Raw genomic sequence first — 25,656 nt, forward strand, 5'->3', positions numbered from 1 at the left:
GAAACAAGAAGAAATTGCGAGTCTTAACGAGGAAATACAGGGAAAAGGTGTTTTTTATTGACATAACCAGCATTAAAGCTGGTTATGTCAAGGGCAAACAGCGGAATTATACTGCTTTTTCTATATAGGGAATGTCAAATGCCCGACGTAACCTATCGACAAACTCATCATCTTCACAGATGGTCTTTCCGGGACTATCAGAAAGTTTTGCCACCGGCTTGCCATTACATTCGACGAGTTTGATCACTATATTCAGTGGTTTTACCCCCGGAATATTGCAGGTCAACCGAGTACCAATACCGAAAATCACATTGATTCTCTTATGGAAATGGTGGTACAGCGCCAGTGCTTTTTGCAGATCCAGACTGTCAGAGAACACTAATGTTTTCGTCATCGGATCGATGCCCAGTGACTGGTAATGTGCTATGGCTTTTTCACCCCACTTAATAGGATCACCGGAATCATGGCGCAAACCTTGGTAAGCGGTCGCTAATGGTTTGTCAAAGTCTCGCAGGAAAGCATCCATGGTGATACAGTCTGTCAGGGCTATGCCTAATTGGTTTGGATATTCATTCAGCCATGTTTGCAGTGCTGCCCGCTGACTATTGGCAAGTTCTGGGCTAATTTGCTGATGAGCTTGGAACCATTCATGAGCTTGTGTGCCAAGAGGAGGGAGGTCAAGCTGTTCTGCCAGTTGGTAATTACTGGTTCCGATCAAATAAGGGAAATTATTTTTCAGTTCATTGATAATAGCGTATTGCACTTCGTGTGAAAAACGACGGCGAGTACCAAAATCCATTAACTTGAAACCAGATAGATCGATATTTTCTTCCGCTGCGTCTTTATGAAACAGCTCAATAAGCTTTCTAAGCTGAATGACGGCATCTTCTGGTGTTATTTCAGGCGAGTGATGGCGATGAACCAATTCGCTGATCAGTGCAAGTAGAGGCACTTCCCACAGGATAACCTCGTGCCACAAACCGGAAATGCGGATGGCCAATTGCCCTTCATCGGTAACGGAGACTTCCACTTGTTTAGGGTTAAAGCGGAATGTTTTGCACCAGTTTAGGTAATCCTCTTTAAAGAACGGAAGGCGGGAAAGATAATCGGCTTCACGTTCTGTCAGTGTTAAATCAGCCATCATATTAATTTGATGGCGCAACATCTCGGCGTATTCTCCGAGCAATTCATCACCACGGCAACGAAATTCTGCAACAACAGGAATATTGTTGTAATGGTGATACACTGCTTGCTGCATATGAAATTTATAAGCGTCAGTATCAAGCAGTGATTTGATAATCGGGGTAGCGTCTAAAGTCATGGCGCGTCAGGCATCCTCGCGGAGCGTATTCGTGTCTGCTAAATCGATAAAGTTGGGAGAGTATACAGTGATTATTGGGTTATTGAAGCCACATAACAGCATATATTTTCCCAAGTCTAAAGATTAAGGTTAATCCATTTATAGATAATATCATGTTAAATGAGATATGAGATGACAATTAGCACGAAAGTACCAATATGTTGGTTACATCATTCATTCTTTTAATTAATAAATTATTAACATTCAAAAAAAGAAACTTAATGATTGAAAGGGTTGTCTCTCTATGGCAGCGTTAGCGCTTGGAATGTTTCTATGGAAACATAATGCGCTAGGCGCTTTGCAACCAAGGTTATATAAATGTTATCGAATGTGCCTGTTAAAAGTAATGGAAAAGGTTCCCTATGACACAACACCGACTTGTTAAACGCCGTCTGGATTATCAAGCACCAGATTACACAATTACCGACATTGATCTCGATTTTGATCTGGATGCAAATAAAACAACGGTGACGGCAATCAGTCAGATAAAGCGTTTGGCTAATGATATTACCCCCCTGATTCTGGATGGAGAAAATCTTACATTAAAAAGTATCCATATAGATGACAAATCGTGGGCGCATTATCAGGAACAGGATGGAAAGTTACTGATTGAACAACTTCCGGCCCAATGTACGTTGAAGATTGTGAATGAAATCAACCCATCGGCAAATACAGCACTTGAGGGGCTGTATGTATCTGGAGATGCCTTATGTACCCAATGTGAGCCCGAAGGATTCCGCCATATTACTTATTATTTGGATCGTCCGGATGTTCTGGCCCGTTTTACTACCCGCATTACAGCGGATAAATCCCAATACCCATTCTTGCTCTCCAATGGTAACCGAATTGAGCAGGGTGAATTGAATGATGGCCGCCATTGGGTGAAATGGCAGGATCCCTTCCCAAAACCAGCCTATTTGTTTGCATTGGTTGCGGGGGATTTTGATGTTCTGCATGATACTTTTGTTACTCGCAGTGGTCGTGAAGTTGCACTGGAACTGTTTGTGGATCGCGGCAATTTAGATCGTGCGGACTGGGCCATGACGTCTTTGAAAAATTCGATGAAATGGGATGAAACTCGTTTTGGATTGGAGTACGACCTTGATATCTATATGATTGTTGCCGTTGATTTCTTCAATATGGGAGCAATGGAGAACAAGGGGCTGAACGTCTTCAATTCCAAATATGTTTTGGCAAAAACAGAAACAGCAACAGATAAGGATTATCTTGCCATTGAAGCTGTGATTGGTCATGAATATTTCCATAACTGGACAGGAAACCGCATTACATGCCGTGATTGGTTCCAGTTAAGCCTGAAAGAAGGTCTGACCGTATTCCGTGATCAAGAATTCAGTTCTGATTTGGGTTCACGTTCTGTTAATCGAATCGATAACGTGCGCCTTATGCGCGCTGCCCAATTTGCGGAAGATGCCAGCCCGATGGCTCACCCGATCCGTCCCGACCAAGTGATGGAAATGAATAATTTCTATACGCGTACTGTCTATGAAAAAGGTTCAGAAGTCATCCGGATGATCCATACTTTATTGGGTGAAGAACAATTTCAGGCGGGTATGCAGCTTTATATTCATCGTCACGATGGCAGTGCGGCAACCTGTGATGATTTTGTTCAGGCAATGGAAGATGCTTCAAATGTCGATTTGACACTGTTCCGCCGCTGGTATAGCCAATCCGGGACTCCAGTGCTGACTATCCGTGACGAATACAATGCAGAAAAACAGCAATACGTTTTACACGTTAGTCAAATGACACCACCAACAACAGATCAGAAAGAAAAACAACCGTTGCACATTCCTCTGGACATTGAGCTTTATAATGAAAATGGAAATGTCATTCCGCTGCGTCGTGATGGTCAACCAGTGCATCATGTCCTGAATGTCATCAATGCAGAGCAATCATTTGTATTTGATAATGTGCCATCACAGCCGGTTCCGTCTTTACTGCGTGAATTCTCCGCACCAGTCAAACTGAATTATCAGTACAGTGATGAGCAACTTTCATTCCTGATGAAACATGCACGTAATGAATTCTCGCGTTGGGATGTTGCGCAGGCATTACTCACTAATTATGTGAAACTGAATGTTGTCCGCCATCAAAAATCCCAGCCATTGGAATTACCAATGCATGTTATTGATGCTTTCCGTGCGGTATTGCTGAATAAAAATATCGATCCGGCATTAGCGGCATTGATCTTAACTCTGCCATCTGAAAATGAAATGGCAGAACTGTTTACCATTGTTGATCCTAAAGCTATCCATGATGTCCTTGGTGTAATGACACGGACGCTGGCTAATGAAATGGCAGATGAGTTTGCAGCGGTTTATCGTAGTCTTCATGTTGGCACATATCGTGTGGATCATCAGGATATTGCGAAACGCGACTTACGGAATACTTGCCTCTATTATCTGGCCTTTATTGATGATAAAGAACAGGCTGATAAATTAGTAGCTGCACAGTATTATCAGGCTGATAACATGACTGATACCATCGCGGCACTGTCTGCGGCTGTGTTTGCTGAATTGCCTTGCAGCTATCAATTAATGGATGAGTTTGATCAGCGCTGGCATCAGGATGGCTTGGTCATGGATAAATGGTTCAGGCTTCAGGCTACTAATCCGGTCTTCGACGCACTTGATAAAGTACGTGGCCTGATGCAGCACCGTTCTTTCAGTTTGAGTAATCCAAACCGTGTTTATTCACTGTTGAGAACATTCTTTATCAGCAATCCAATGGCTTTTCATACTGAAGATGGTAGCGGTTACCAATTCTTGGTAGAAGTTCTGACAGATTTGAATAGCCGGAATCCGCAAGTTGCATCAAGTTTAATTGACCCACTGCTTCGTCTGAAACGTTATGATGAGAAACGTCAGGCTTTGATGCGTTCCGCATTAGAACAGTTGAAAGAACTGGAAAACCTGTCTGGTGATCTGTTCGAAAAAGTTACCAAGGCACTTGAAAGTTAATTTGTAATATCCTCTTCGGTTGTTGCCGAAGGGGATCAAGACCATAGAAAAATCCTATCCAGACAACGTTTACACATTGCTTCCGGGGATTAATGAGAGGCTCCTGCCTCTCACCGGAGGCCAGACTTTAGCTGGCCCGACGAATTTGTCGCTCCCTTATCGTCGCGCTGCATCTTGAAATTCATTGGGTGTATATCCGAATCAGATAGAACTATTTGAATAGTATGCTTTTTATCTGCTGGTGGAGAGGGCTTTTTTGTTTACTCATATGATGGTAAATTAATGGCCTTTTCCTTTCATGACAAAGTAGCAACTATATATGTATGGAATTGTGCATAACTTAAAATATAGAATTGACAATTTCTGCATAAAAACAATAGGTTAATCTAAATGTGTTATTCTTTAGTACGGAAGGCATTGTTCCGGCTTGATCCGGAACAGGCCCACGAGTTAACTTTCCGCCAGCTTAAACGCATTATCGGTACTCCTTTCGAATTTCTTATCCGCCAATCAGTTGCCACTAAGCCCGTTACTTGCATGGGGTTATCTTTTAAAAATCCACTTGGCTTAGCTGCCGGCCTTGATAAAAATGGCGAGTGCATTGATGCCTTTGGTGCGATGGGCTTTGGTTTTGTTGAAATTGGTACGGTAACGCCGCGTCCGCAAATTGGAAATGATAAACCAAGATTATTTCGTGTCGTCGAAGCAGAAGGAATTATCAACCGGATGGGGTTTAATAACCTTGGTGTGGATAATCTGGTTGAGAATGTCAAACGAGCAAAATATGACGGTATTATCGGTATCAATATTGGTAAAAATAAAGATACTCCGGTTGAAAATGGAAAAGATGATTATTTAATTTGCATGGATAAAGTTTATCCTCATGCAGGCTATATCACTATCAATATTTCTTCTCCGAATACCCCGGGTCTGAGAACATTGCAGTACGGTGATGCCCTGAATGATCTCTTATCTGAGATTAAAAATAAGCAAAGTGAACTTCAACAGAAGTTCCAAAAGTATGTTCCAGTTGCAGTAAAAATTTCTCCTGATCTTTCCGAAGATGAATTAGTCAAAATCGCTGATAGTTTAATGCGTCATCATATTGATGGGGTTATCGCGACTAATACTACATTGGATAGAACAATTATCGAAGGATTGAATCACTGCCAGCAAGCAGGAGGATTAAGTGGTCGTCCTGTTCAATTACACAGCACAGAAATTATTCGCCGTCTTTCTCAGGAGTTAAAAGGCAAAATACCGATTATTGGTGTTGGCGGAATTGATTCACTTGTTTCTGCGAGAGAAAAAATGGAAGCTGGTGCTTCATTGGTTCAAATATATTCTGGTTTTATTTATAAAGGACCAAAACTAATCAAAGATATTGTCAATCATATCTGATTATTTGCCGCATTTTTGGGTTGGGGGTTTATTTCTGCCCCCAACTCGTCTATATTTTATCTGATAGATTAAATTTTTATCATTTTTCTTGTTTTGTTATTTCTCTGGTGATGTCTATTTTTAATAAAAAAGCTATCTTGAGCATAAAAGGGTAATCAATGAAAATCAGACCTGATGATCAGTGGCGCTGGTATTTTGACCCTGAGCATAATCGGGTTATGCTCGATCTTGCTAATGGCATGGTTTTTCGTTCTTGTTTTCCCGCCAAAATGTTGACCGATTATGCTACGACAATGAAAGAAATGTCTTTCTCTGTCGATGATGCGGCACTTTATTATGCTTTTGAAGAGCATTCACGCCGTATTAATCTTGCACCAGCACTCAGGGCTGAGTTATCCCTGAATGGGGTGGTTGCATTTCGTTTTATAAAACCACAAATGCCTAAAAGTTGGTATTTCTCCAGTTTTTCTTTAATAGAAAAACCGGAACATGGAGAAATTGTTCAGGCTCGTTTACAGGAGAGTGGTTCCGAGGTGCTCTTTATGGTGGCTGAAGTCGGCGACAACGCCAGCGTATGTCTATTGGCGCAACAAACATTAGAGTTGAATGATCGAGTGATGAGTTTTTGTGACCCTATTAAAGTAATGAATGATCGTTTGATGCCTTATATCGAAACAAGTCCCGTGTCTATATACGGTCGGGCGATTTAATATCATTTAGCCAATATACCCATAATTCCATAATGCGGATTATCAAGTATATTTATAACACTGCTCAACTGAATTTTTTTTATTCTAGGGTATTCGCCTGTTTAAAAAATCACTAAAAATTAACAATAGACCGATATGGAAATCAGACAGCTGATTTTATCGATACTGTCTGATTAAAATGGAAATATTATTGTTATGTATTATTAATGCTTAGTTTAATTCAATAACTAAATCATTTTTTGGGATGCAGCTACACGCAAGAATCTGTCTGTTTTCTTTGATAGCTGTTGATTTTAGTGGTAGTACATCACCTTGAATCAAGGATATCTTACAGGAACCACAAATTCCGGCACGGCATGAATAAGGGATCTTAATACCTTGATTCTCGAGTTGCTCTAAAATGATTTGCTGATTATTTCCAATAAAATGATGACCGTTGAATTCAATAGCAACAGTCTGTTCCATTGTTTTCTGTATATTTAAATCTTTCTCTTGCTCACCCATGCCATATTTGCGTGGAGTTTTCTTTTCCAAAACGGTTATACGATCACCAACACGAATAATGCCACTGTTGCGGGCAATCGCATTTTGTCCAAAATCGACGGCACCATCCTCTTCCGCAGTTCTGAAAGATCTTAGTGTTGCCAATGGCTCACCTTGCGGATTTTTACGGCCTCTTTCTGGACTGACCGTTGTTAAGATACAGCGGCTACATGGTTTTGGCAGATCGAAAATAATATCGCCTATCTGAATGACCTGCCAACTGTCCTCTTCGAAAGGAGCAGCACCTGTGACAATTATATTGGCACGGAACTGTTCTATTTTAATACTGGCGGGGCAGCGTTGTTGTAAGGCATGAAAAGAAGCGTCATTGATAATTAAATAAGGAAAGCCATCTGCGAATGATAATGGGATATCAGGAAACTTATTTACCCGACGAGTTAATTCTTCACTGAGCCAACGAAGTTGAACTGGCCTATCAAAAAAATGACTCAGCCAGATATTTACCGAATCAGGAGCGACTAAGGCAGTAAAATGATTGCCCCAAACTTCGGTGGGAGACTGCTCTTCCTTAAAATCGGTGTAAAGCACCGTTGCACTTTCTCCGTTTGGTGCCTGTAAGTATAGGCCGTTATTGAGCATCATCGGAGTAAATAGCAGCATTTGTGGGTATTGGCGGCCAGTAATAAAAGTACCGTCTGTTGTGGTTATCATAAAATTGCGATCAAATGTAAGGCCGCTCTCATTAACGAGGGAATGTGAGAGTTGTAATCCCCGCATGGACTTGATGGGGTAGGTATAAAGGCGTGACATCGTTAACATTCATTATCTCCAGAATATTTTTATTTTTAATCGTGTCAGCAACTTTATGACATGTCGCTGGTATTGGCTATAATGTGTCACAATTTTTTGGCGGTAGACTTTTTTTGGTGATTAATAATATGAACTCTCTCTTTGCCAGCACGGCACGTGGGCTGGAAGAACTGTTAAAAAACGAACTGGAAATGCTGGGAGCGCAATCCTGTAAGATTGCCCAAGGCGGGGTTCATTTTCAGGGTGATGAGCGGGTGATGTATAAAAGCCTGCTATGGAGCAGACTGGCATCCCGTATCATGATGCCACTCAATGAATTCAAGGTTTATAGTGATCTGGATTTATATCTTGGTGTCCAATCCATTGACTGGAGTGAAATTTTTTCAGTTGATAGCACGTTTTCCGTGCATTTCAGTGGCACAAATGAAGAAATCAGAAATACACAATATGGCGCACTCAAAGTAAAAGATGCCATTGTTGATAGCTTTGTACGCAAAATAAAACAACGCCCTGATGTTGCCAAACAACAACCTGATATCCGTGTGAATGTCTTTTTGAATAAAGAAAAAGCAACTGTCTCACTCGATTTGAGTGGAGATAGCCTGCATATCCGTGGCTATCGTGATCTGGCGGGGCAGGCACCACTGAAAGAAAATCTGGCTGCGGCGGTTATTTTACGCTCTGGCTGGAGCATCGGAACGCCAATGGTTGATCCTATGTGTGGCTCAGGAACGTTGTTAATAGAAGCAGCGATGATGGCCGCAGATTGTGCACCCGGCTTGCATCGTACACATTGGGGCTTCAAATCATGGCTAAAATTCGATGAAGCTATCTGGCGCGAAATCACTACAGAAGCACAAGTACGCTTCCGTAAAGGGTTACAAGAAACAACATCCCGCTTTTTCGGCGCAGATATTGATCGTCGCGTGATGGATATGGCGCGTTCAAATGCGCGCAGAGCGGGCGTTGCCCAGCTGATCCAATTCCAACAGGGAGATGCAAGCAAACTGGAAAATCCAGTGCAGGAAGGTATATCGGGAACTGTATTAAGTAACCCACCTTATGGTGAGCGTCTTGAAAGTGAACCTGCACTGATTGCACTGCACAGTATATTTGGCCGTGTGATGAAAAGTCGTTTTTCTGGTTGGAGATTATCACTGTTCAGTGCTTCGCCAGAACTGTTGAGCTGTTTGCAATTGCGAGCAGAGCGCGAATTTAAGGCTAAAAATGGACCGCTGGATTGTGTTCAAAAGAATTATTCTATTCAGAAAAACGAACAGCAGTCAGATAAATCTCAGTTATTGAATATCGATATTGCTGAAGATTATGCCAACCGCCTCCGAAAAAATGAGAAAAAAATCAGTAAGTGGGCTAAACAGCAGGGTATTGATTGTTATCGCTTATATGATGCGGATTTACCAGAATACAATGTTGCTGTTGATCGCTATGCGGACAAAGTGATTGTTCAAGAATATGCGCCACCAAAGTCTGTGGATGTCAATAAAGCTCGCCAGCGTTTGTTTGATATAATCAGTGCAACAATGAATGTGCTGGGCTTATCATCCAATCAACTTATCCTGAAAACCCGCCAGCGTCAGAAAGGCAAGAGCCAATATGAAAAAATGGCCGAAAAGAAAGAATACTTTTTGGTAAACGAATATGGGGCGAAATTCTGGGTTAACCTGACCGATTATCTGGATACAGGGCTATTTCTTGATCACCGCATTGCCCGCAGAAAATTGGGTGAAATGAGCCAAGGCAAGGACTTCCTCAATTTATTTGCCTATACCGGTTCGGCAACTGTTCATGCAGGATTGGGTGGAGCGCGTTCGACAACCACAGTAGATATGTCGCGAACTTACCTTGAATGGGCAGAGAAAAATTTACAGGTGAATGGTTTAACGGGTCGTCAGCACCGTTTAATTCAGGCTGATTGCCTGGGATGGCTGACCCAGACCCGTGAACAATTTGATGTGATCTTTATTGATCCACCAACATTCTCCAATTCAAAGAGAATGGAAGACACTTTTGATGTTCAGCGTGATCATATTGTATTAATGAAGCAACTAAAACGTTTATTACGTCGTGGTGGAACCCTGATGTTCTCTAATAATAAGCGGGGTTTCAAAATGGATCTTGCTGAATTAGAGGCATTAGGATTGGTTGCAGAAGAAATAACAGAAAAAACATTATCTCAGGATTTCATTCGTAACCGTCAGATTCATAACTGCTGGTTGCTTCGTCACGCTGGCGAGGAAAAATAATATTATGTCATTGATTAGTTTATCCGGTGCTTGGTTGGCCTTCAGTGATGCGCCATTACTGGATCATGCTGAACTGCATATTGAAGAAAACGAAAGGGTCTGTTTGGTTGGGCGTAATGGTGCGGGAAAATCCACACTCTTGCGTGTGCTGGCGAAAGAACAGCTGTTGGATGATGGATCTGTTATTTATGAGCAGGATCTGGTTGTTGCACGCTTACAGCAAGATCCTCCGCGTGATATCGAAGGTACTGTATTTGATTTTGTCGCGGAAGGGGTAAAAGAACAGGCTGAATATATTAAAGCTTTTCATCACACTTCACGTTTGGTGGAAACAGATCCGAGTGAGAAAAATCTCAATTATCTTGCGCAATTGCAGGAAGTATTGGATATCCGTGGCCTTTGGACACTGGATGGCCGGATTAATGACGTATTGAAGCAATTGTCATTGCCAGCAGAAGCAAAACTCTCTTCACTGTCCGGCGGCTGGTTACGCAAAGCGGCATTGGGCAGGGCATTAGTATGCGCACCAAGAGTTTTGTTTCTTGATGAACCCACCAACCACCTTGATATCGACACTATCGAATGGTTGGAAAATTTCTTGAAGAACTTCAATGGTAGCCTTGTTTTTATTTCCCATGACCGTTCATTCATCCACAACATGGCGACACGTATCATCGATTTAGATCGAGGGAAATTGACATCATGGCCGGGGAATTACGATAAATACCTCGAAGGCAAAGAGGAGGCATTGCGGGTTGAAGAAATGCAAAATGCCGAATTTGACAAAAAACTGGCTCAGGAAGAAGTTTGGATACGTCAAGGTATTAAAGCACGGCGTACTCGTAATGAAGGGCGGGTAAGGGCTTTGAAAGCGTTGCGTGTAGAACGAACTGAACGCCGCAATGTCACGGGAGCGGCCAAAATGCAGGTCGAAGAAGCAACTCGCTCCGGTAAGATTGTGTTTGAAATGGAAAATGTAAATCACCGGATTGGTGATAAGACATTGATTAAAAATTTCTCTGCTCAAGTACAACGTGGTGACAAAATTGCGCTGGTGGGGCCAAATGGTTGCGGAAAAACAACATTGTTGCAGCTGATGCTGGGCGACCTGACAGCAGACAGCGGGCGCATTCATTGTGGCACAAAACTTGAAATTGCTTACTTTGATCAGCATCGTGCAGCATTAGATCCTGATAGAACCGTTATAGATAATCTTGCAGAAGGTAAGCAGGAAGTGATGGTCAACGGGCGTCCCCGTCACGTACTGGGCTATTTGCAAGATTTCCTTTTTCATCCGAAACGTGCAATGACACCTGTGCGGGCATTGTCTGGTGGTGAACGTAATCGTCTGTTGTTGGCGCGCCTGTTCTTGAAACCAAGCAATTTGCTCATTCTCGATGAACCTACCAATGATCTTGATGTTGAAACATTGGAATTACTTGAAGAATTGGTTGATAGTTATACTGGAACAGTGATTTTAGTCAGCCATGATCGCCAATTTGTTGATAATTCAGTGACTGAATGCTGGATTTTTGAGGGTAATGGTGAAATCAACAATTATGTAGGTGGCTATTACGATGCACAGCAGCAGCGGGAACAGACTGTTTCTTTGCGTCAGGTTTCAGAAAAAAAAGCCAGTGTTGAGCCTAAGGCTGTAAAACCGAAAGAAACAGCTAAACGGACAAACAATAAGATAAGTTACCATTTACTGCGCGAGTTAGAGCAACTACCATCATTATTGGAAAAGTTAGAAGAAGAGATAGAGAAATTACAATCTCAGGTCAGTGACGCTGAGTTCTTCAACCAATCACATGAAATCACACAAAATGTTCTGAATGAATTGGCAAATAAAGAACAAGAGTTAGAAAAGGCTTTTGATCGTTGGCAAGAACTGGAAATGATGAAAAACGGATGATAGCTACCGCATAAAAGAGACTTGTGGATTTTGCTAAAGGAGAAACACTTTGTGTTCCGATAACCATCAGCATGACAAGCTGGTTCTTTGTCCCCAGTGTGACATGCTGGTGGCTGTACCTGATTTGGAACAAGGGAAAAAGGCGGTTTGCCCTCGGTGTAACACTTTGCTGACAGCAAAATGGAAAGAGCCTCGCAACCAACCGACAGGCTATGCAGTAAGTGCATTAATAATGCTTTTTCTTGCCAGCCTGTTTCCCTTCATTAGCATGAACGTTGCGGGAATCGTCAGCAAAATTAAGCTGACCGAAATTCCCAAGGTGATGTTTAGTGAAGACTATCCCAGCATGGCTGTGTTTTTCCTGATCTTTGTTCAGCTTGTACCTGCATTTTGCATGGTGGCCATCATTCTCTTATGCCAGAATGTCAAAATAGCGCGTCGCTTGAAAATCGAGTTGGCGCGCATTTTGTTTAAGATGAAATCATGGTGCATGGCAGAAATCTTCCTTGCAGGTGTTCTGGTCAGCTTTGTTAAGCTCATGGCGTATGGCGAAATTAGCCTTGGTTTGAGTTTTTTGCCCTATTGTTTATTTTGCTTATTTCAGGTCAGGGCGTTTCAATGCCTTGACAGGCATTGGTTTTGGGATGAAATAGAACCAGCCCCAAAATTTTGCCATATGTTACAGGCCGGAAAACCCGGCTTGGTACAAGGTGTCAGGCTGTGTCAATGTTGTACTGCTATTTTACCTGCCCAGCAATCCGTGTGCCCACGTTGTTATACAAAAGGGCACCCCCGACGCCGCCACAGTTTACAGTGCACAATGGCGTTCCTGATAACATCAGTCATACTTTATATTCCGGCTAATGTTTTGCCGATTATGGTGACTCAGGCATTGGGAAGCCATATTAATTCTACCATTCTGGAAGGGGTCGTTTTACTTTGGAGTTCAGGTTCTTACCCGGTAGCTATGGTCATTTTCATCGCCAGTATTATGGTGCCTTTACTGAAAATGCTAGCTATCAGTTGGTTGTGCTGGGATGCTAAAAGTCAAAGTAGTCATAATTCCGAAAAGATGCATTCTATTTATGAAATGGTGGAGTTTGTTGGTCGTTGGTCAATGATTGATGTATTCGTTATTGCCGTATTGTCAACATTGGTTCGCATGGGACAATTAATGAGTGTTTATCCTGCCACAGGAGCCATACTTTTTGCTCTGGTTGTTATCTTGACGATGTTTGCGTCAATGACGTTTGACCCACGTTTAACCTGGGACAAAGCTAATAGTAAATTTGCATTACATAAAGATAAGGAGTCGTAAGGTGACGGATAAAGAAGAAGATCTGACCCGGGCTAGGATCAGTAAACTCAAGAGTTGGTCACCTGTATGGATCATACCAGTTATCACCGTACTCATTGGAGCTTGGATACTGTTTTACCATTTCAGCCATCAGGGACCTGAAGTGATATTGATGACGTCTAACGCTGAAGGTATCGAAGCAGGAAAAACAAAAATTAAAAGCCGTAGTGTTGATGTAGGTGTTGTTGAAACGGTTTCATTGAGCGATAACTTGGGGCAAGTCATCATCAAAGCCCGCCTGAAAGATGGTATGGAACGATTGTTGCACACAGATACTGCATTTTGGGTTGTAAAACCGCAAATTGGGCGAGAGGGTGTTTCTGGTCTGAGTACACTATTGTCAGGTGTATTTATCGAATTACAGCCTGGTGCGGAAGGTGAGGAAGAAAGAAAGTTTTCTTTGCTTGACTCACCGCCGCTTGCTTCCCCTGATGCAAAGGGGGTGCGTCTTATTCTGACCAGTGAAAAAGCGGGGCGATTAACGCCGGGAGATCCAGTGTTATTCCGGGGATACCGAGTGGGATCGGTTGAAAGCAGCATCTTTGATCCCGAATCCCGGCTGATCCGTTATCAGGTTTTTGTTAATGCACCTTACGATGGGTTACTGACAACGAACGTCAGATTTTGGAAAGATAGCGGTGTATCTTTCGATATGTCATCACAAGGCCTGCGGGTTGAGGTTGCTTCATTATCAACCTTATTTGCTGGTGGTGTTAGTTTTGATGTGCCGAAAGGTTGGGATCTGGGAAGCCCAATCAAAGAAAAAGAAGTTTTCAAACTTTATGATAGTGAGAAGAACATCCAAAACTCACTTTATACAGAGCATAAAGGTTTTCTATTATTTTTCTCCGATTCAGTGCGCGGTTTACAACCGGGAGCGCCTGTCGAATTCCGCGGGATTCGGATGGGAACTGTAGCAAAAGTGCCTTTTTATACTGAAGGCGTCAGGCAGCGTCTCGACAATGATTTTCGTATTCCTATATTGATTCATATTGAACCTGAGCGTTTTGAGAAAGAATTAGGAAATGGGTTCTATACAGACAAAGAACTGAAAGAGATTACTGACCGAGGTTTGAGAGCCTCTTTGAAATCGGGCAATTTACTGACAGGGGCACTGTTTATTGATCTGGATTTTTACCCTAATGAGAAAGCATGGGAAGGCCCATATGACATAGCTGGGTACCAGACTCTACCTACAATAAGTGGCGGTCTGGCGCAAATTCAACAAAAGGTCATCACCACATTAGATAAAATCAATAGCATGCCGATTGAGCCAGTATTTATTCAGGCAACACGGGCGCTTGAAGAGAGCCAGAAAACGATTAAAACAGCACAAAAAACCATGGATGAATTAAATCGTATTCTTGCGAGTAAAGAAGCTCAAGGGCTTCCAAAAGATATCCAAAATACATTGCGTGAATTAAATCGCAGTATGCAGGGTCTTCAACCGGGATCACCTGCTTATAATAAGTTGGTTGATAATATGCAGCGACTGGATCAAGTACTGCGTGAACTACAACCTGTCTTGAAGACTCTTAACAACAAGAGCAATGCATTGGTATTTGAAGCGGAAACGATAAAAGATCCTGAACCTAAAAAGGCGCCTGAATAATGAAAAAATTGATTTCAAGATCGGCATTTTTTATTTCTGTCACCGTTTTTGTTGTTGGAAGTGTATTAATTTCGGGCTGTAGCAACAGTCAACCACAAAAAACGTATTACCAGCTGCCAGCTTTAGTTAACTCTTCGCCAGAGAAGTCTCTGTCACCGGAAAGTGTTGTGCAACAGGAGGGAAAGCTGGGTGCAAAACATGAACGACAACTATGGGTAAAAGGATTACACCTTTCTGACTATCTTGCAGATTCCGGAATTGTGTATCAAACAGGAGAAGTGAGTTATACCAATGCTTCGAATCATTTATGGGCCAGTCCACTTAAGCAACAATTACAGCAAGTGTTGATCTCCGAACTGAGCGCCGCATTTCCTCACCGCTTAGTTTCTGGACAGGAGCTGGAAAAAGACTCAGATGCACTGGATGTCACAATAACTGCTTTTCATGGGCGATATGATGGGCGAGTGGTGATTGAGGGATATTGGATACTATCAAATTTGGATAATGTGATTAAGCATCCATTCAATTTTGAGCTGAAGCAGCCAGAAGATGGTTATGTGGAATTAGTGCTGACTTTGGCAAAAGGTTACAACCAGTTGGCCCAATCTATTGCCAAACAGATATCCTCTCAACATTAACTATGTTTGATAGATTTAAAGTTTTGGTGCAATCAACAATCTATAACTTGAAAAATGAAAGGTATAAGCATTCTAGATATTAATCATGACAATTTTATGAATATCTTTGCTTGATATTCATTTCGTATCAGGGTATCACTAGAATCAATCGAATAAAAAATGATCATAATTTCATCTTCATGGTAACAAATGAGGAAGTAAGGCATGAAAAGACAAAAAAGAGACCGTTTGGCAAGGGCACTTTCCAGAGGCTATCAAGCAGGCATTTCGGGGCGGCCGAGGGAGAATTGCCCTTATCATTCATTGGATGCTCGTTCGTATTGGTTGGGAGGATGGCGTCAGGCGAAAGAAGATCGCGTGTGACGGTTGATTGAGGCATTAAATGGGAGAACTACCTCCGCAATAGCGGAGGTGTTCAGCACCGGAGACAGAGGTTGACAAGTTTGCCAGCCACCAATCTGAGAATATCAAAAAGTACTGGTATCTTTGAATAAACCTACTTTCAAATCAGCCGCAGTATAAATCAGTTTGCCATCTACTAAGACTTCGCCATCAGCAAGCCCCATAATTAGTTTACGATTAATGACACGCTTAAAATTAATGCGGTAAGTTACTTTCTTTGCTGTTGGCAATATCTGGCCCGTAAATTTCACTTCCCCAACGCCGAGTGCTCGACCTTTACCTTCTCCACCGATCCAGCCGAGAAAGAAACCAACAAGTTGCCACATTGCATCAAGACCAAGACATCCCGGCATTACAGGATCGTTGACAAAATGGCAGTCAAAAAACCACAATTCAGGATTGATGTCGAATTCTGCCTCGACATATCCCTTATCGTAGAGACCACCAGCTTCGGTCATCTTTATAATGCGATCCATCATAAGCATATTGCCGCAAGGCAGTGGTGGGCCGTTCTCACCAAACAATTTACCTTGTCCAGAGGCTTGAAGTTCTTCTTTCGTGTAGGATTCTTGTTTTTTAAACATATTCTCAGATTGCCTTATAATCGTGTAAGGCTAGAGAATAGCGTACGCATGTACGCTGAACAACTCCGATCAGATGATAACTGAATTAACCTAACCAGCGAAGAAACCAAGGAAGCCTAGGACGCTCTTGATTATTAGCCTGTGTAATGCGTTCATATATAATAGCTAACAGATGTTCTTTTTCCGGATCGTAATAAGGAATACCAGTCAACAATGATGCAGCCTCTGAAACATGTTCTACAGCCCAGATATGAAATTGACCATTTTTTACCGCATCAATAACATCTTGGTTCAGGCATAAATGCTGGACGTTAGATGCCGGAATAATAACGCCCTGATAGCCTGTCAGCTCCCGGTAGTGACACACGCGGAAGAACCCTTCAATTTTCTCATTGACACCACCAATTGGTTGTACATAGCCAAATTGATCTACAGCGCCTGTAACAGCAATTTGCTGATCGATAGGGTGTTGTGACAATGTACTGATAAGGGCACATAATTCAGCCAACGAAGCACTGTCACCATCCACTTCGCCATAAGATTGTTCAAATACAATAGAAGCAGAAAACGGTTGTGGCTGATCCAGTTTCAATTCAGAAATTAAGTAAGCCTGCATGATCATCATGCCTTTTGCATGAATATTGCCGCCTAGCTCAACTTTACGTTCTACATCAATAAATTCGCCATCTCCTAAGTGGGCTACACAGCTGATACGGGAAGGTTCACCTATTGGATCCGGATGTCCGGGATATTCGAGTACAGATAAGCCATTGATCTGGCCAATCACTGAACCTTTTGTACGAATCAAAATCTGACCTTTCAGCATTTCATCCATACTGCGTTCAGATAAATAACTATGGCGCCAGATCCGATTTTCTTCCGCTTGTTGCAGAGAATCGGCGGTGAGCTGGTTTTCCTGCTGATAATTGGCCGCTGCTTCTAATTTCTGTTGCAACCATTGAATATCCAGAGGTAAACGGAATTGATCTTCTGTATAACGAGCTGCTTGTTTGAGTAACTCAGGCCAAGCATCGGCACTTAATGGGAGCAGGTTTTGCTGTTGGGTAATTCCATTGACATAGCGACACCACACCGTCAGCTCGTCTTCTCCATAAAGAGGCATATCTAGCTCAAACTCACCGTATAATGCATTGTTTGCCAGCTCAGGTTCGATGGATTGTAATTCTTCTAGACTCAGCCTATCACCAACTAATATCAGACGCAGATTCAATTCCATTGAAGGAATAGGAAGGGGGAGGGAACGGTTTTCATCATGTGATAGCCAGTCAAAACGACGTTGGGTGATCATCTGCTTAAGACGAACCCACATCAATGGCTGAGAAAGCAAAGTGCGTAATGGTAAAATCAGAATGCCACCATTTACTTGATGGATAAGCCCGGGTTGCAATTGAAATGTGTCTTGATGTGTGTAGATGTTGCCAAATAATTGTTCTGACTCAATCCATTCTCTATAGGCAACCCGCTCAGTAGGTGCAAAACTGCCTTCTTCTGAAGAGTGCCAGGTAATGGTTTGGTGTTTTATCTGATAATACCCACCGATATTACCGTTTTTTTTCGGCAATAAAGAAGAAACTGCATCAGATAAATAAGACAGATAAGCATCACTTTCTTCTGCTTTCAGCAGCATAAAGGGTTGACGCAAATCAGCCTGACAAAAAAGGGATAAACTACTGTGGAGTCTGGATTGAACCTCATCCATTGTAATGGAGGGCAATTCAGATACCGAATTAAAGAGCGCCTCATAAGGCGTATTGTTTGGCTGTAGTGCCTGCCAGTCTAGTTTTATATTCGTCAAAGTGATAGCTACATCATATAGTAAAAGGAAACATTTATTATACAAGATTAGGCAATGAACAAACATGCCAGAATCTTGAAAGACACGACATTTGAGCTAACACATTCATTGTCTGCAAAATACTCCAAGATTTTGTGTTGCTATGAGCAATTCACAGAAATAATTGCTATGCTTAATTTAAGTTACGCTGTCACTGAGAGATGAAATGAAATATCAACAATTGGAAAATCTGGAATGTGGCTGGAAATGGACATATTTAGCGAAAAAACACCGTGAAGGCGAGCTGATTACTAAATACATTGAAAAAAGTGCAGCTCAGGATGCGGTCAACGAATTGATGAAAATAGAACAAGAGCCGGTTAAAGTCTTGACTTGGATTTCGCGGCATATGAATCCCGATTTATCCAACCGAATGAAACAAACGATTCGGGCACGGCGTAAACGTCATTTTAATTCTGAGCATCAATACTCCCGTAAAAAATCTATCGATTTGGATTTCCATGTCTGGCAACGGCTTTCAGCGCTTTCTCGACGTCGCGGCAATACGTTATCAGAAACAATAGTGCAATTGCTGGAAGATGCTGAATATAGGGAAAAATATAACCATCAGATGTCGAGTTTAAAACAGGATCTGGAAGCAATATTAGGGAAATAAAGCACCATCTATGATGGTAATGTAAAAAAAGAGTAAGCAGAAAAATAAAACCCCATTTTAAAATGGGGTTTTTCAGTGATATTAGAGCAGTATTACTGTGCTACTTTTGGCTGAGTAACAACTTCTTTCGTGCCCTGAATATTGATAACTACACGGCGATCTGGAGCCAGGCAGTCGATAAGTTTAGCGTGGCTTTTAATGTTGTCACAGCTAGAACCAGTAACAGGGCTTTCTTTGCCGCGACCTTCTGCTTGGATACTGCCAGCAGGGATGCCTTTAGCAACCAAATAGTCTACAACGGATTGAGCACGTTTTTGAGACAGTGGCAGGTTAAAATTCTGGCTGCCGATACGGTCGGTGTAACCAATTACCAGAACATTGCCTTGAGTTGGGTCGATATTAGCCAGTTGATTGTAGAGGTTATCCAGTTCTTGTTTACCTTCTTGCTTCAGTGTTGATTTGTTGAAATTGAACAGAACGTCAGAACGCAGAGTGAAGTTCTTGTTTTCAACAATAGGCGCAGGGATCACTGGAGCAGGAGCTACTGGTACAACGACTGGGGCAGCTTCATCTTGACCGAAACGGTAAGAAACACCGACACTCAGCAGACCATTATCTGGGCGGGCACCAACAGAAGTTGCATCACCGATGTTGTTAACCCATTGGTAATCCAGACGGGTTGCCAGATTTTTAGTCAGTGCGTATTCAACACCAATCGCAGCCAGAGGAGAAATACCCGTATCGTGGTCTTTCAGTCTGCGCTGGCCTTTATCACCAGTTCCTTCGACTGCATTTGCATTGTAAGTCGCAGAAGAATCCGCACGCCATACCATACCACCAAGGCGAGTATAAACATCCAGATTGTCCATCACTGGATAGCTTAGTTTAGTGGTCAATTGAATGCCTTGAGCACGGAAAGCACCGTTATTAACGCTGCCTTTATAAGCCATGCGACCTAACCAGTCATAACCCAGTTCAAAGCCCAGATATGGGTTTGCCTGATAACCGACATAGGCACCTGCACCTAACTGACTTTTGTGAGTAGAGCCGTTACCAATGCGGGTATCATAACCATGACCGTAGAAGTTTACGTCATGGTATTGAGACCAACCCAGCTTAGCACCGGTATACCAAGTATTATCCTTTGGAGCTGCTTGAGCAGCAGTTGCGAAAGCTGCCACTGCCACTGCTACTGCGATAGCTGTCTTCTTCATTTTACGCCTCGTTATCATCCAAATAGGCAATTGGCCTTGAAAGCCTTATTATTAGCCATTGGTTAAAATGTTTTGTTAGGTAACTATACTTATCTCAGGAGATACTTCCTTAAATATAAGGGCGGTAAGTACAATTCCCTAAACTTTGTAAAGTCTACAACGAACTTAAAAAGTTACAAGTACACTGTGATTCATTGCACAGAATTTTTAATTATAGACTGACATAACGTGAATATTTTTGACGAATATTTACAGTTAAATTCATATTAATATGTTGATTTTCACTATAAATAAGAATAACTATCAATTGGTAGCTTATTTTTTATAAAAAATATTGGGATAAATCCTAATTTTCGTCAATGATAGTAATTTGTGTGAATTTGTAATTTACACGGCTGTGATATAAATTGATGTGCCTGATTTTGGGGACGCATAATGAGGCCGAGAGCCGTGCCTTTTTGCGCAGCCAATTGTAATTTATTAACTTCATATTCAGACAATTCAGGTAACCAACCCAATACCACACTATAGTTGCCACTTGCCAACGCTTTTTCCATGGCATCGATTGACGCAATGGGATGGATTTGATTTAGCTGGACGACCTTATTTAGAGGAAGGCCGGAACTTATTAACCATTGACGGCTTAATCTCTTATCGGGTGTTACCCAAAGTAACCACCTGTCTTCATTTCCTGATCGGTGTAATAAAGGAAGAAGGATGTGATTAATGGCAGACTGGTGTTCATTGTATATCAGCTCACTGACCAGACCTTTCACAGTCAGTGAAGAGCTGTGAGAAGGTTTAACAAAAGACAGTTTTTTCACAGTCATTCCAACCATTGCTTTATCTGTTTTATGCTTTTTTACTGTTGTGGTAGCCACTGCTGTTTTCTGCTTAGTGAAATATTCCCACTCTGATTGAGTGCTCATAATATTCCTCACCATGATGAACTGTATATTTATACAGTATAACGCTATTTGATTAAAAGCAAGCCTATTTTTTTCAAAGCGCTTCGCAAAAATTCACAGAAATTAAGATTTTTCCTACTTAACGATTGGCAGTTGGAAATAGTTTGCGTATGGTTTTAATTAATTGTTCTTGTTATCTATTTTATTAATAGAAGGCATGATTAAACATTACATTGGAATGTGATTCATGGAGTGATAAAAATGCTTTTATCTGGAGCTCGTTTTGCTCAATTGCAACATGGTGTATCTTCACTGGGAAAAATTAAGAGAAAATCTCAATTTGGTGGCATCGGGCTGCTGATTAATGGTGTTTTATTTGCCATTAGTTCCGATGGGGAACTTTATTTACGAGGGAATAGTCACGCTGAGGTATTATTTAGAGCGAGAGGGATGGAAAAATTTATTTATTCAAAAAGAGGGATACCTGTTGCTTTGCGTTATTACCGTGTTAATGAATCACTTTGGCAAGATCAAAAACAATTGTTTGAATATGTGAATCTGGCTTATCTCTATACTAGAGAAGAAATTATTGATAGACAGAAAATGCCGCTCAGACTAAAAGATCTTCCTAATTTAGGGATAGTATTAGAGAGACAATTATGGAAAGTTGGTATTTCTAAAGTAGAAGAATTACGGATGTTAGGAGCAAAAGCAACTTATCTAAAATTACAGCAGCACAGGAAAAAAACAAATGTCAGTTTACTGCTTGCTTTAGCAGGTGCAATAGAAGGATGTCATGTCGCAGTATTACCAGAGCAATTACGTGATGAATTAATCAGTTGGCACAGTGAATTAATTCACCAGAATTCAGATTACCGCTCGTAATGAGTGATATTTGATGAATAGGGGCATTGGCCCCTATTGCTTGTAAATTTAGCATTCGTATTTAATGAAAGTGTTAATAACTTTGTCGTGTATTTCTTCTTATTTTAGAATAGCTAATCGTTTTCTGATTCAGGTTTGTTAATCGTGCCAGGGTGTTTTACATGTAATCAATATCAAAAATGCATACTTGTATTGTTAATGTTTGTAACCATTTATCTATTTTGTTTTGAATAACAAGGGAATATACCAATCTCCTTTGAAGATGCTTGATTTCTTATCCAAACCCGATCATGCTTGCAACCATGAAAATTCATCTGACACCAGAACAAAAACATGCCCTCGAATTGATGCATGATACAACGCGCGACAGTCGAGTTTGTGATCGCATCAAGGCGGTGCTTTTGGCGTCAGAGGGCTGGACTGCTCAGATGATTGCACAGGCCTTGCGTATTCATGAAAGTACGGTAAGCCGTCACCTAAAAGATTTTATCGCTCAGGAAAAGCTCACCCCGGAAAATGGCGGTTCTGAAAGCCATCTCTCTGCCGAACAAACCGCCGACTTGATTGATTATTTGACGACAAATTTGATGCATACCACCGCCCAAATTGTGGCTTACGTCCGAGCACGTTGGCAGGTGTCTTTCAGCGTGGGCGGAATGACGAAATGGCTTCACCGCCAGGGTTTCAGCTACAAAAAGCCAAAGGGAGTGCCTCATAAATTCGATGCGGATCAACAGCAACAATTTATTGATGACTACCAGTCTCTTAAAGACCGGGCGGGTCAAAATGAACCTATCCTATTTATTGATGCGGTGCATCCTTCACAGTCCACAAAGCTCAGCTATGGCTGGATGAAAGCAGGAAAAAATCAGGTAAAAGTGGTCGAAACCACCGGCAGTCGTACCCGTCTTAATATTCTGGGTGCCCTCAATTTACAACGAATTGAAGACACCGTGATCCGTGAATATCCGAGTATCAATGCTGAAAGCATCGCGTATTTTTTCGGGGCGCTCCGGGAAACTTACCCGCTTTCGCAAAAAATCCACATTATTCTGGATGGGGCGGGTTACCACCGAGCCGAGTTGGTGAAAGATATTGCGTATGTCCTGAATATTGAATTGCATTACCTACCGCCTTACAGCCCAAACCTCAATCCGATAGAGCGATTGTGGAAGTATATGAATGAGCAAGTGTGTAACAATGTCTATTTTCCGAATGCGAAGACATTTCGTGAAACCCTTCATCACTTTTTTCATGTCACGTTGCCAGAAAAAACGAAAGAACTGACGACTCGACTGACTGATAATTTTCAGATTTTAAAACCCGCACCTTCAAGTTAGATTGGTATATTTATTTATATCATTATTAGACAATGGATTTTTGATGAAATTCCAAGTTACAGTATGACCAATCAAGCTGTAACTTGAAATATGATAGGTATAGTTTTTTAGTATGGTTCTTGTTCACTAACTTGTTTTATCAAACTCACTAATTCAGGTAAAAGCTCAATCAGTAATCTTACTTGCTGTAACACAAGCTGAGCTTTGCCATTGCTGTCAGAAGGGATGAAATTGATCCTTTCAATTAATTGGTTTGCAATGGATTGCACAGAGTTATCATCATTCAGGTTTTGTTTTAATATAGATTCAACATGGGAGATTGCATCGTTGAGAATATCCAAAATTGCAGGATCATTGAGTTTGTCACGATGGGCACCTAATGCAGAAATATAACTCAGCATTGTATGGTTAAGGCATAGCAAACGAAATTCAACCTCTTGAGAAATACGATAGCTTTTTGGCTCCGACGCCATATTTGAAATTACTGATGCTAATTCAGCATCACAATTATGAGCAACACGGCGAGCAATGCGATAATCCAGACTGTTACTTTTACCTTGATGATATTGTATCAAAATTGCATTAAGGTAACGGCAATTAGCGCTTACGGTTCGGTTTATCACTTGTGGCAATTGACGGAACTTCCAATCCGGCCAGATGAAACTGACTGCGAGCAGAGCGATACCGCAACCTATCAATGTGTCGATAATTCTTGGTAATGCAACTTCAAAGCCTTCACCTAATAAATTAAAACTGAGTAACACTAATAGTGTGATGAATAGTGTTGCATGAGTATACTGGCTGTTGCGAAAAGCAAAGAATAGTACACCTGAAATAACAATCAACACTAATTGCCCTTCGATAGAAGGCACAAAATAAAGGATTGGCAGGCCAAGTAAAATACCTGCCAATGTGCCAGTAACCCGCAGTGCCAGACGACGGCGAGTAGCACTATAGTTGGGCTGGCAGACGAACAGACTTGTTAGTAAAATCCAATAGCCCCTTTGTAAATCAAATAGTTGAATTATGGCATAGCCAGTACATAGAAGAGCAGACATCCGAATAGCATGGCGGAATAGGGCAGACTTTGGCGTCAAATTACTGCTGATCTTAAACCATGCATCCCGCCAACCAGTTAAGGTTTCGTCAGATAAATTCGTTTCTTCTTGTTGTTTGTCGTTTTGAGAAGCGTTTTGGGAAAGAATATGCTGGTCAGAACGAAGTCCTGCCAATTGAGCGTCAATCGCCCGTAAATTTTTCAGTAGATTCTCAAATGCTACAATTTTGGTATCAGCACATTGCTGATTTTTCAAACGCTCTAGGGAACTTTCAAGATAGCTGAACGCATTTTCAAAACGCGGATTATGTTGATATCGCTTATGCAGAATAATCGATTGTGAAACCTGCTCACTCGCTTTAGCCTGCATAGAAAGCAACCGTTGAATACGGAACATAATGTCGCTGTGACGAAAAATTTCCTTTAGTTTTTGATACAGTACATGAGATGAACTGGCGCGCTCATGAATATCTTGAGCAACAAAATAATAATGCAACGTATGACGTGTGCCTTTTTGTCCCCGATCTCCTTTCAAACGACTTAATAAAGAGAGCTTGGCCTGATTGAGTGTTGTTACCAACACACTGTTTGATATGGCAACATCAAACATAGATTGTTTGTATTCTTCGGTTTCAGTATCGGGATCAAACAGGGCGGCTTTGGCGTAAAGATAAGATGAAAGTTGTTGATAACAGCGAGCCAGATTTTCCTGCAAAGGACGTATGGGAAATATCAGATGACCTGTTAATGTCAGCAAATTATACCAGATTGCGCCGATGAGCAGTAATACTGGCTGCTGATACCAGATAGGAAATATTGACGAGCCAAGCATGGTATAAATGGCAATCAGCAAAGCACCAAATGCGATCGTGGCATAACGTTGCCCTAATGCACCAAGCAAGATAAAGCCACAAGTGGAGATAGCCAATCCAAAAATGAAAAACCACGGATAAGGGAATAATAGTGTAATAGAAGCGGAAGCAACAAAGAAAGAAATTAAGATAATGATAAGGTTATGCAAGCGACCAACCAAGCGATCGTCTAAATCGGTTAATGCTGCTGCCACAACGCCAAGTAGTAACGGAATGGTTATTTTAAGTTCTTCCCCTAATAACCAAGGAATAAGGGTGGCTCCTGTCAGTGCAAGGAATATACGGATATAATAGAGGACGTGACTGTTATACAGAAAATGGCGGGAGCTGGATAAAACTGTTAGCACAAAATCCCCCTAACAACATTTATG

Annotated in this window: 19 protein-coding genes; 12 read left to right on the forward strand and 7 right to left on the reverse strand. The window is 41.6% G+C overall.

Annotation, left to right across the window (positions count from 1 at the left end; translation table 11 throughout):
- Nucleotides 1-106: 106 nt before the first annotated feature.
- Nucleotides 107-1,321, reverse strand: a complete 1,215-nt coding sequence (gene pncB / locus AC5JQI_RS07090; RefSeq protein ID WP_493914196.1) for a nicotinate phosphoribosyltransferase — start codon at nucleotides 1,319-1,321, stop codon at nucleotides 107-109.
- Between the two features lie 401 nt (nucleotides 1,322-1,722).
- On the opposite strand from pncB, the gene pepN reads away from it, so the two are divergent.
- From pepN to AC5JQI_RS07105, 3 genes are all read left to right on the forward strand, one after another.
- A complete protein-coding gene (gene pepN, locus AC5JQI_RS07095; RefSeq protein ID WP_493914197.1) occupies nucleotides 1,723-4,341 on the forward strand; it encodes an aminopeptidase N in 2,619 nt (872 codons plus the stop codon).
- A gap of 390 nt (nucleotides 4,342-4,731) precedes the next feature.
- Nucleotides 4,732-5,742, forward strand: coding sequence for a quinone-dependent dihydroorotate dehydrogenase (pyrD, locus tag AC5JQI_RS07100; RefSeq protein WP_493914198.1), 1,011 nt, complete (start codon nucleotides 4,732-4,734; stop codon nucleotides 5,740-5,742).
- A 158-nt stretch (nucleotides 5,743-5,900) separates the two neighbouring features.
- Entirely contained in the window at nucleotides 5,901-6,452 is a 552-nt protein-coding gene (locus tag AC5JQI_RS07105; protein ID WP_237385240.1) for a cell division protein ZapC, read from the forward strand.
- A 210-nt stretch (nucleotides 6,453-6,662) separates the two neighbouring features.
- Here the strand turns inward: AC5JQI_RS07105 and AC5JQI_RS07110 are convergent, their stop codons facing one another.
- Nucleotides 6,663-7,775 (reverse strand): YcbX family protein, encoded by a 1,113-nt coding sequence (locus tag AC5JQI_RS07110; RefSeq protein ID WP_493914199.1) that lies wholly within the window; start codon nucleotides 7,773-7,775, stop codon nucleotides 6,663-6,665.
- Nucleotides 7,776-7,894: 119 nt separating this feature from the next.
- Here AC5JQI_RS07110 and rlmKL point away from each other — a divergent pair, with 119 nt between their 5' ends.
- The 6 genes from rlmKL (at nucleotide 7,895) to rmf (ending at nucleotide 15,915) form a co-directional block, all read left to right on the forward strand.
- A complete protein-coding gene (gene rlmKL / locus AC5JQI_RS07115) occupies nucleotides 7,895-10,030 on the forward strand; it encodes a bifunctional 23S rRNA (guanine(2069)-N(7))-methyltransferase RlmK/23S rRNA (guanine(2445)-N(2))-methyltransferase RlmL (protein WP_493914200.1) in 2,136 nt (711 codons plus the stop codon).
- Between the two features lie 4 nt (nucleotides 10,031-10,034).
- Complete coding sequence (locus tag AC5JQI_RS07120; protein WP_493914201.1) at nucleotides 10,035-11,945, forward strand: ABC transporter ATP-binding protein; 1,911 nt, start codon at nucleotides 10,035-10,037, stop codon at nucleotides 11,943-11,945.
- A 49-nt stretch (nucleotides 11,946-11,994) separates the two neighbouring features.
- Nucleotides 11,995-13,263: a membrane integrity-associated transporter subunit PqiA gene (gene pqiA, locus AC5JQI_RS07125; protein WP_493914202.1), complete on the forward strand. Its 1,269-nt coding sequence runs from the start codon at nucleotides 11,995-11,997 to the stop codon at nucleotides 13,261-13,263.
- Nucleotide 13,264: 1 nt separating this feature from the next.
- Nucleotides 13,265-14,914 (forward strand): intermembrane transport protein PqiB, encoded by a 1,650-nt coding sequence (pqiB, locus tag AC5JQI_RS07130; RefSeq protein WP_493914203.1) that lies wholly within the window; start codon nucleotides 13,265-13,267, stop codon nucleotides 14,912-14,914.
- Nucleotides 14,914-15,552: a membrane integrity-associated transporter subunit PqiC gene (pqiC, locus tag AC5JQI_RS07135; protein WP_493914204.1), complete on the forward strand. Its 639-nt coding sequence runs from the start codon at nucleotides 14,914-14,916 to the stop codon at nucleotides 15,550-15,552. Before pqiB ends, pqiC begins: the two co-directional genes overlap by 1 nt.
- 204 nt (nucleotides 15,553-15,756) lie before the next feature.
- On the forward strand, nucleotides 15,757-15,915 hold the full coding sequence (gene rmf / locus AC5JQI_RS07140; RefSeq protein WP_237385235.1) for a ribosome modulation factor: 159 nt from the start codon (nucleotides 15,757-15,759) through the stop codon (nucleotides 15,913-15,915).
- 104 nt (nucleotides 15,916-16,019) lie between these two features.
- Here rmf and fabA read toward each other — a convergent pair whose 3' ends face one another.
- Together fabA and AC5JQI_RS07150 are read right to left on the reverse strand one after the other, a co-directional pair.
- Entirely contained in the window at nucleotides 16,020-16,538 is a 519-nt protein-coding gene (gene fabA, locus AC5JQI_RS07145) for a bifunctional 3-hydroxydecanoyl-ACP dehydratase/trans-2-decenoyl-ACP isomerase (protein WP_237385234.1), read from the reverse strand.
- 85 nt (nucleotides 16,539-16,623) lie between these two features.
- Nucleotides 16,624-18,354, reverse strand: coding sequence for an AAA family ATPase (locus tag AC5JQI_RS07150; protein WP_493914205.1), 1,731 nt, complete (start codon nucleotides 18,352-18,354; stop codon nucleotides 16,624-16,626).
- Between the two features lie 205 nt (nucleotides 18,355-18,559).
- Here AC5JQI_RS07150 and matP point away from each other — a divergent pair, with 205 nt between their 5' ends.
- The gene (gene matP / locus AC5JQI_RS07155; RefSeq protein ID WP_493914206.1) at nucleotides 18,560-19,009 is read left to right on the forward strand and encodes a macrodomain Ter protein MatP; all 450 of its coding nucleotides are present in this window, start codon (nucleotides 18,560-18,562) and stop codon (nucleotides 19,007-19,009) included.
- Between the two features lie 92 nt (nucleotides 19,010-19,101).
- Here matP and ompA read toward each other — a convergent pair whose 3' ends face one another.
- Both ompA and sulA read right to left on the reverse strand, forming a co-directional pair.
- Nucleotides 19,102-20,223, reverse strand: coding sequence for a porin OmpA (gene ompA, locus AC5JQI_RS07160; RefSeq protein WP_493914207.1), 1,122 nt, complete (start codon nucleotides 20,221-20,223; stop codon nucleotides 19,102-19,104).
- A gap of 356 nt (nucleotides 20,224-20,579) precedes the next feature.
- The gene (gene sulA / locus AC5JQI_RS07165; protein WP_493914208.1) at nucleotides 20,580-21,152 is read right to left on the reverse strand and encodes an SOS-induced cell division inhibitor SulA; all 573 of its coding nucleotides are present in this window, start codon (nucleotides 21,150-21,152) and stop codon (nucleotides 20,580-20,582) included.
- A gap of 240 nt (nucleotides 21,153-21,392) precedes the next feature.
- On the opposite strand from sulA, the gene AC5JQI_RS07170 reads away from it, so the two are divergent.
- Together AC5JQI_RS07170 and AC5JQI_RS07175 are read left to right on the forward strand one after the other, a co-directional pair.
- Nucleotides 21,393-22,016: a TfoX/Sxy family DNA transformation protein gene (locus tag AC5JQI_RS07170; RefSeq protein WP_493914209.1), complete on the forward strand. Its 624-nt coding sequence runs from the start codon at nucleotides 21,393-21,395 to the stop codon at nucleotides 22,014-22,016.
- A gap of 302 nt (nucleotides 22,017-22,318) precedes the next feature.
- Nucleotides 22,319-23,356, forward strand: a complete 1,038-nt coding sequence (locus tag AC5JQI_RS07175; RefSeq protein ID WP_493912879.1) for an IS630 family transposase — start codon at nucleotides 22,319-22,321, stop codon at nucleotides 23,354-23,356.
- Between the two features lie 107 nt (nucleotides 23,357-23,463).
- Here AC5JQI_RS07175 and yccS read toward each other — a convergent pair whose 3' ends face one another.
- Entirely contained in the window at nucleotides 23,464-25,632 is a 2,169-nt protein-coding gene (yccS, locus tag AC5JQI_RS07180; RefSeq protein WP_493914210.1) for a YccS family putative transporter, read from the reverse strand.
- Nucleotides 25,633-25,656 lie beyond the last annotated feature (24 nt).

The sequence above is a fragment of the Xenorhabdus sp. XBWT genome (assembly GCF_059072735.1).

Bases quoted from the DNA above. Each gene is read 5' to 3' on its own strand.
- pncB (WP_493914196.1), bottom strand. From the start codon at position 1,321: ATGACTTTAGACGCTACCCCGATTATCAAATCACTGCTTGATACTGAC.
- pepN (WP_493914197.1), top strand. From the start codon at position 1,723: ATGACACAACACCGACTTGTTAAACGCCGTCTGGATTATCAAGCACCA.
- pyrD (WP_493914198.1), top strand. From the start codon at position 4,732: ATGTGTTATTCTTTAGTACGGAAGGCATTGTTCCGGCTTGATCCGGAA.
- AC5JQI_RS07105 (WP_237385240.1), top strand. From the start codon at position 5,901: ATGAAAATCAGACCTGATGATCAGTGGCGCTGGTATTTTGACCCTGAG.
- AC5JQI_RS07110 (WP_493914199.1), bottom strand. From the start codon at position 7,775: ATGTTAACGATGTCACGCCTTTATACCTACCCCATCAAGTCCATGCGG.
- rlmKL (WP_493914200.1), top strand. From the start codon at position 7,895: ATGAACTCTCTCTTTGCCAGCACGGCACGTGGGCTGGAAGAACTGTTA.
- AC5JQI_RS07120 (WP_493914201.1), top strand. From the start codon at position 10,035: ATGTCATTGATTAGTTTATCCGGTGCTTGGTTGGCCTTCAGTGATGCG.
- pqiC (WP_493914204.1), top strand. From the start codon at position 14,914: ATGAAAAAATTGATTTCAAGATCGGCATTTTTTATTTCTGTCACCGTT.
- rmf (WP_237385235.1), top strand. From the start codon at position 15,757: ATGAAAAGACAAAAAAGAGACCGTTTGGCAAGGGCACTTTCCAGAGGC.
- fabA (WP_237385234.1), bottom strand. From the start codon at position 16,538: ATGTTTAAAAAACAAGAATCCTACACGAAAGAAGAACTTCAAGCCTCT.
- matP (WP_493914206.1), top strand. From the start codon at position 18,560: ATGAAATATCAACAATTGGAAAATCTGGAATGTGGCTGGAAATGGACA.
- ompA (WP_493914207.1), bottom strand. From the start codon at position 20,223: ATGAAGAAGACAGCTATCGCAGTAGCAGTGGCAGTGGCAGCTTTCGCA.
- sulA (WP_493914208.1), bottom strand. From the start codon at position 21,152: ATGAGCACTCAATCAGAGTGGGAATATTTCACTAAGCAGAAAACAGCA.
- AC5JQI_RS07170 (WP_493914209.1), top strand. From the start codon at position 21,393: ATGCTTTTATCTGGAGCTCGTTTTGCTCAATTGCAACATGGTGTATCT.
- AC5JQI_RS07175 (WP_493912879.1), top strand. From the start codon at position 22,319: ATGAAAATTCATCTGACACCAGAACAAAAACATGCCCTCGAATTGATG.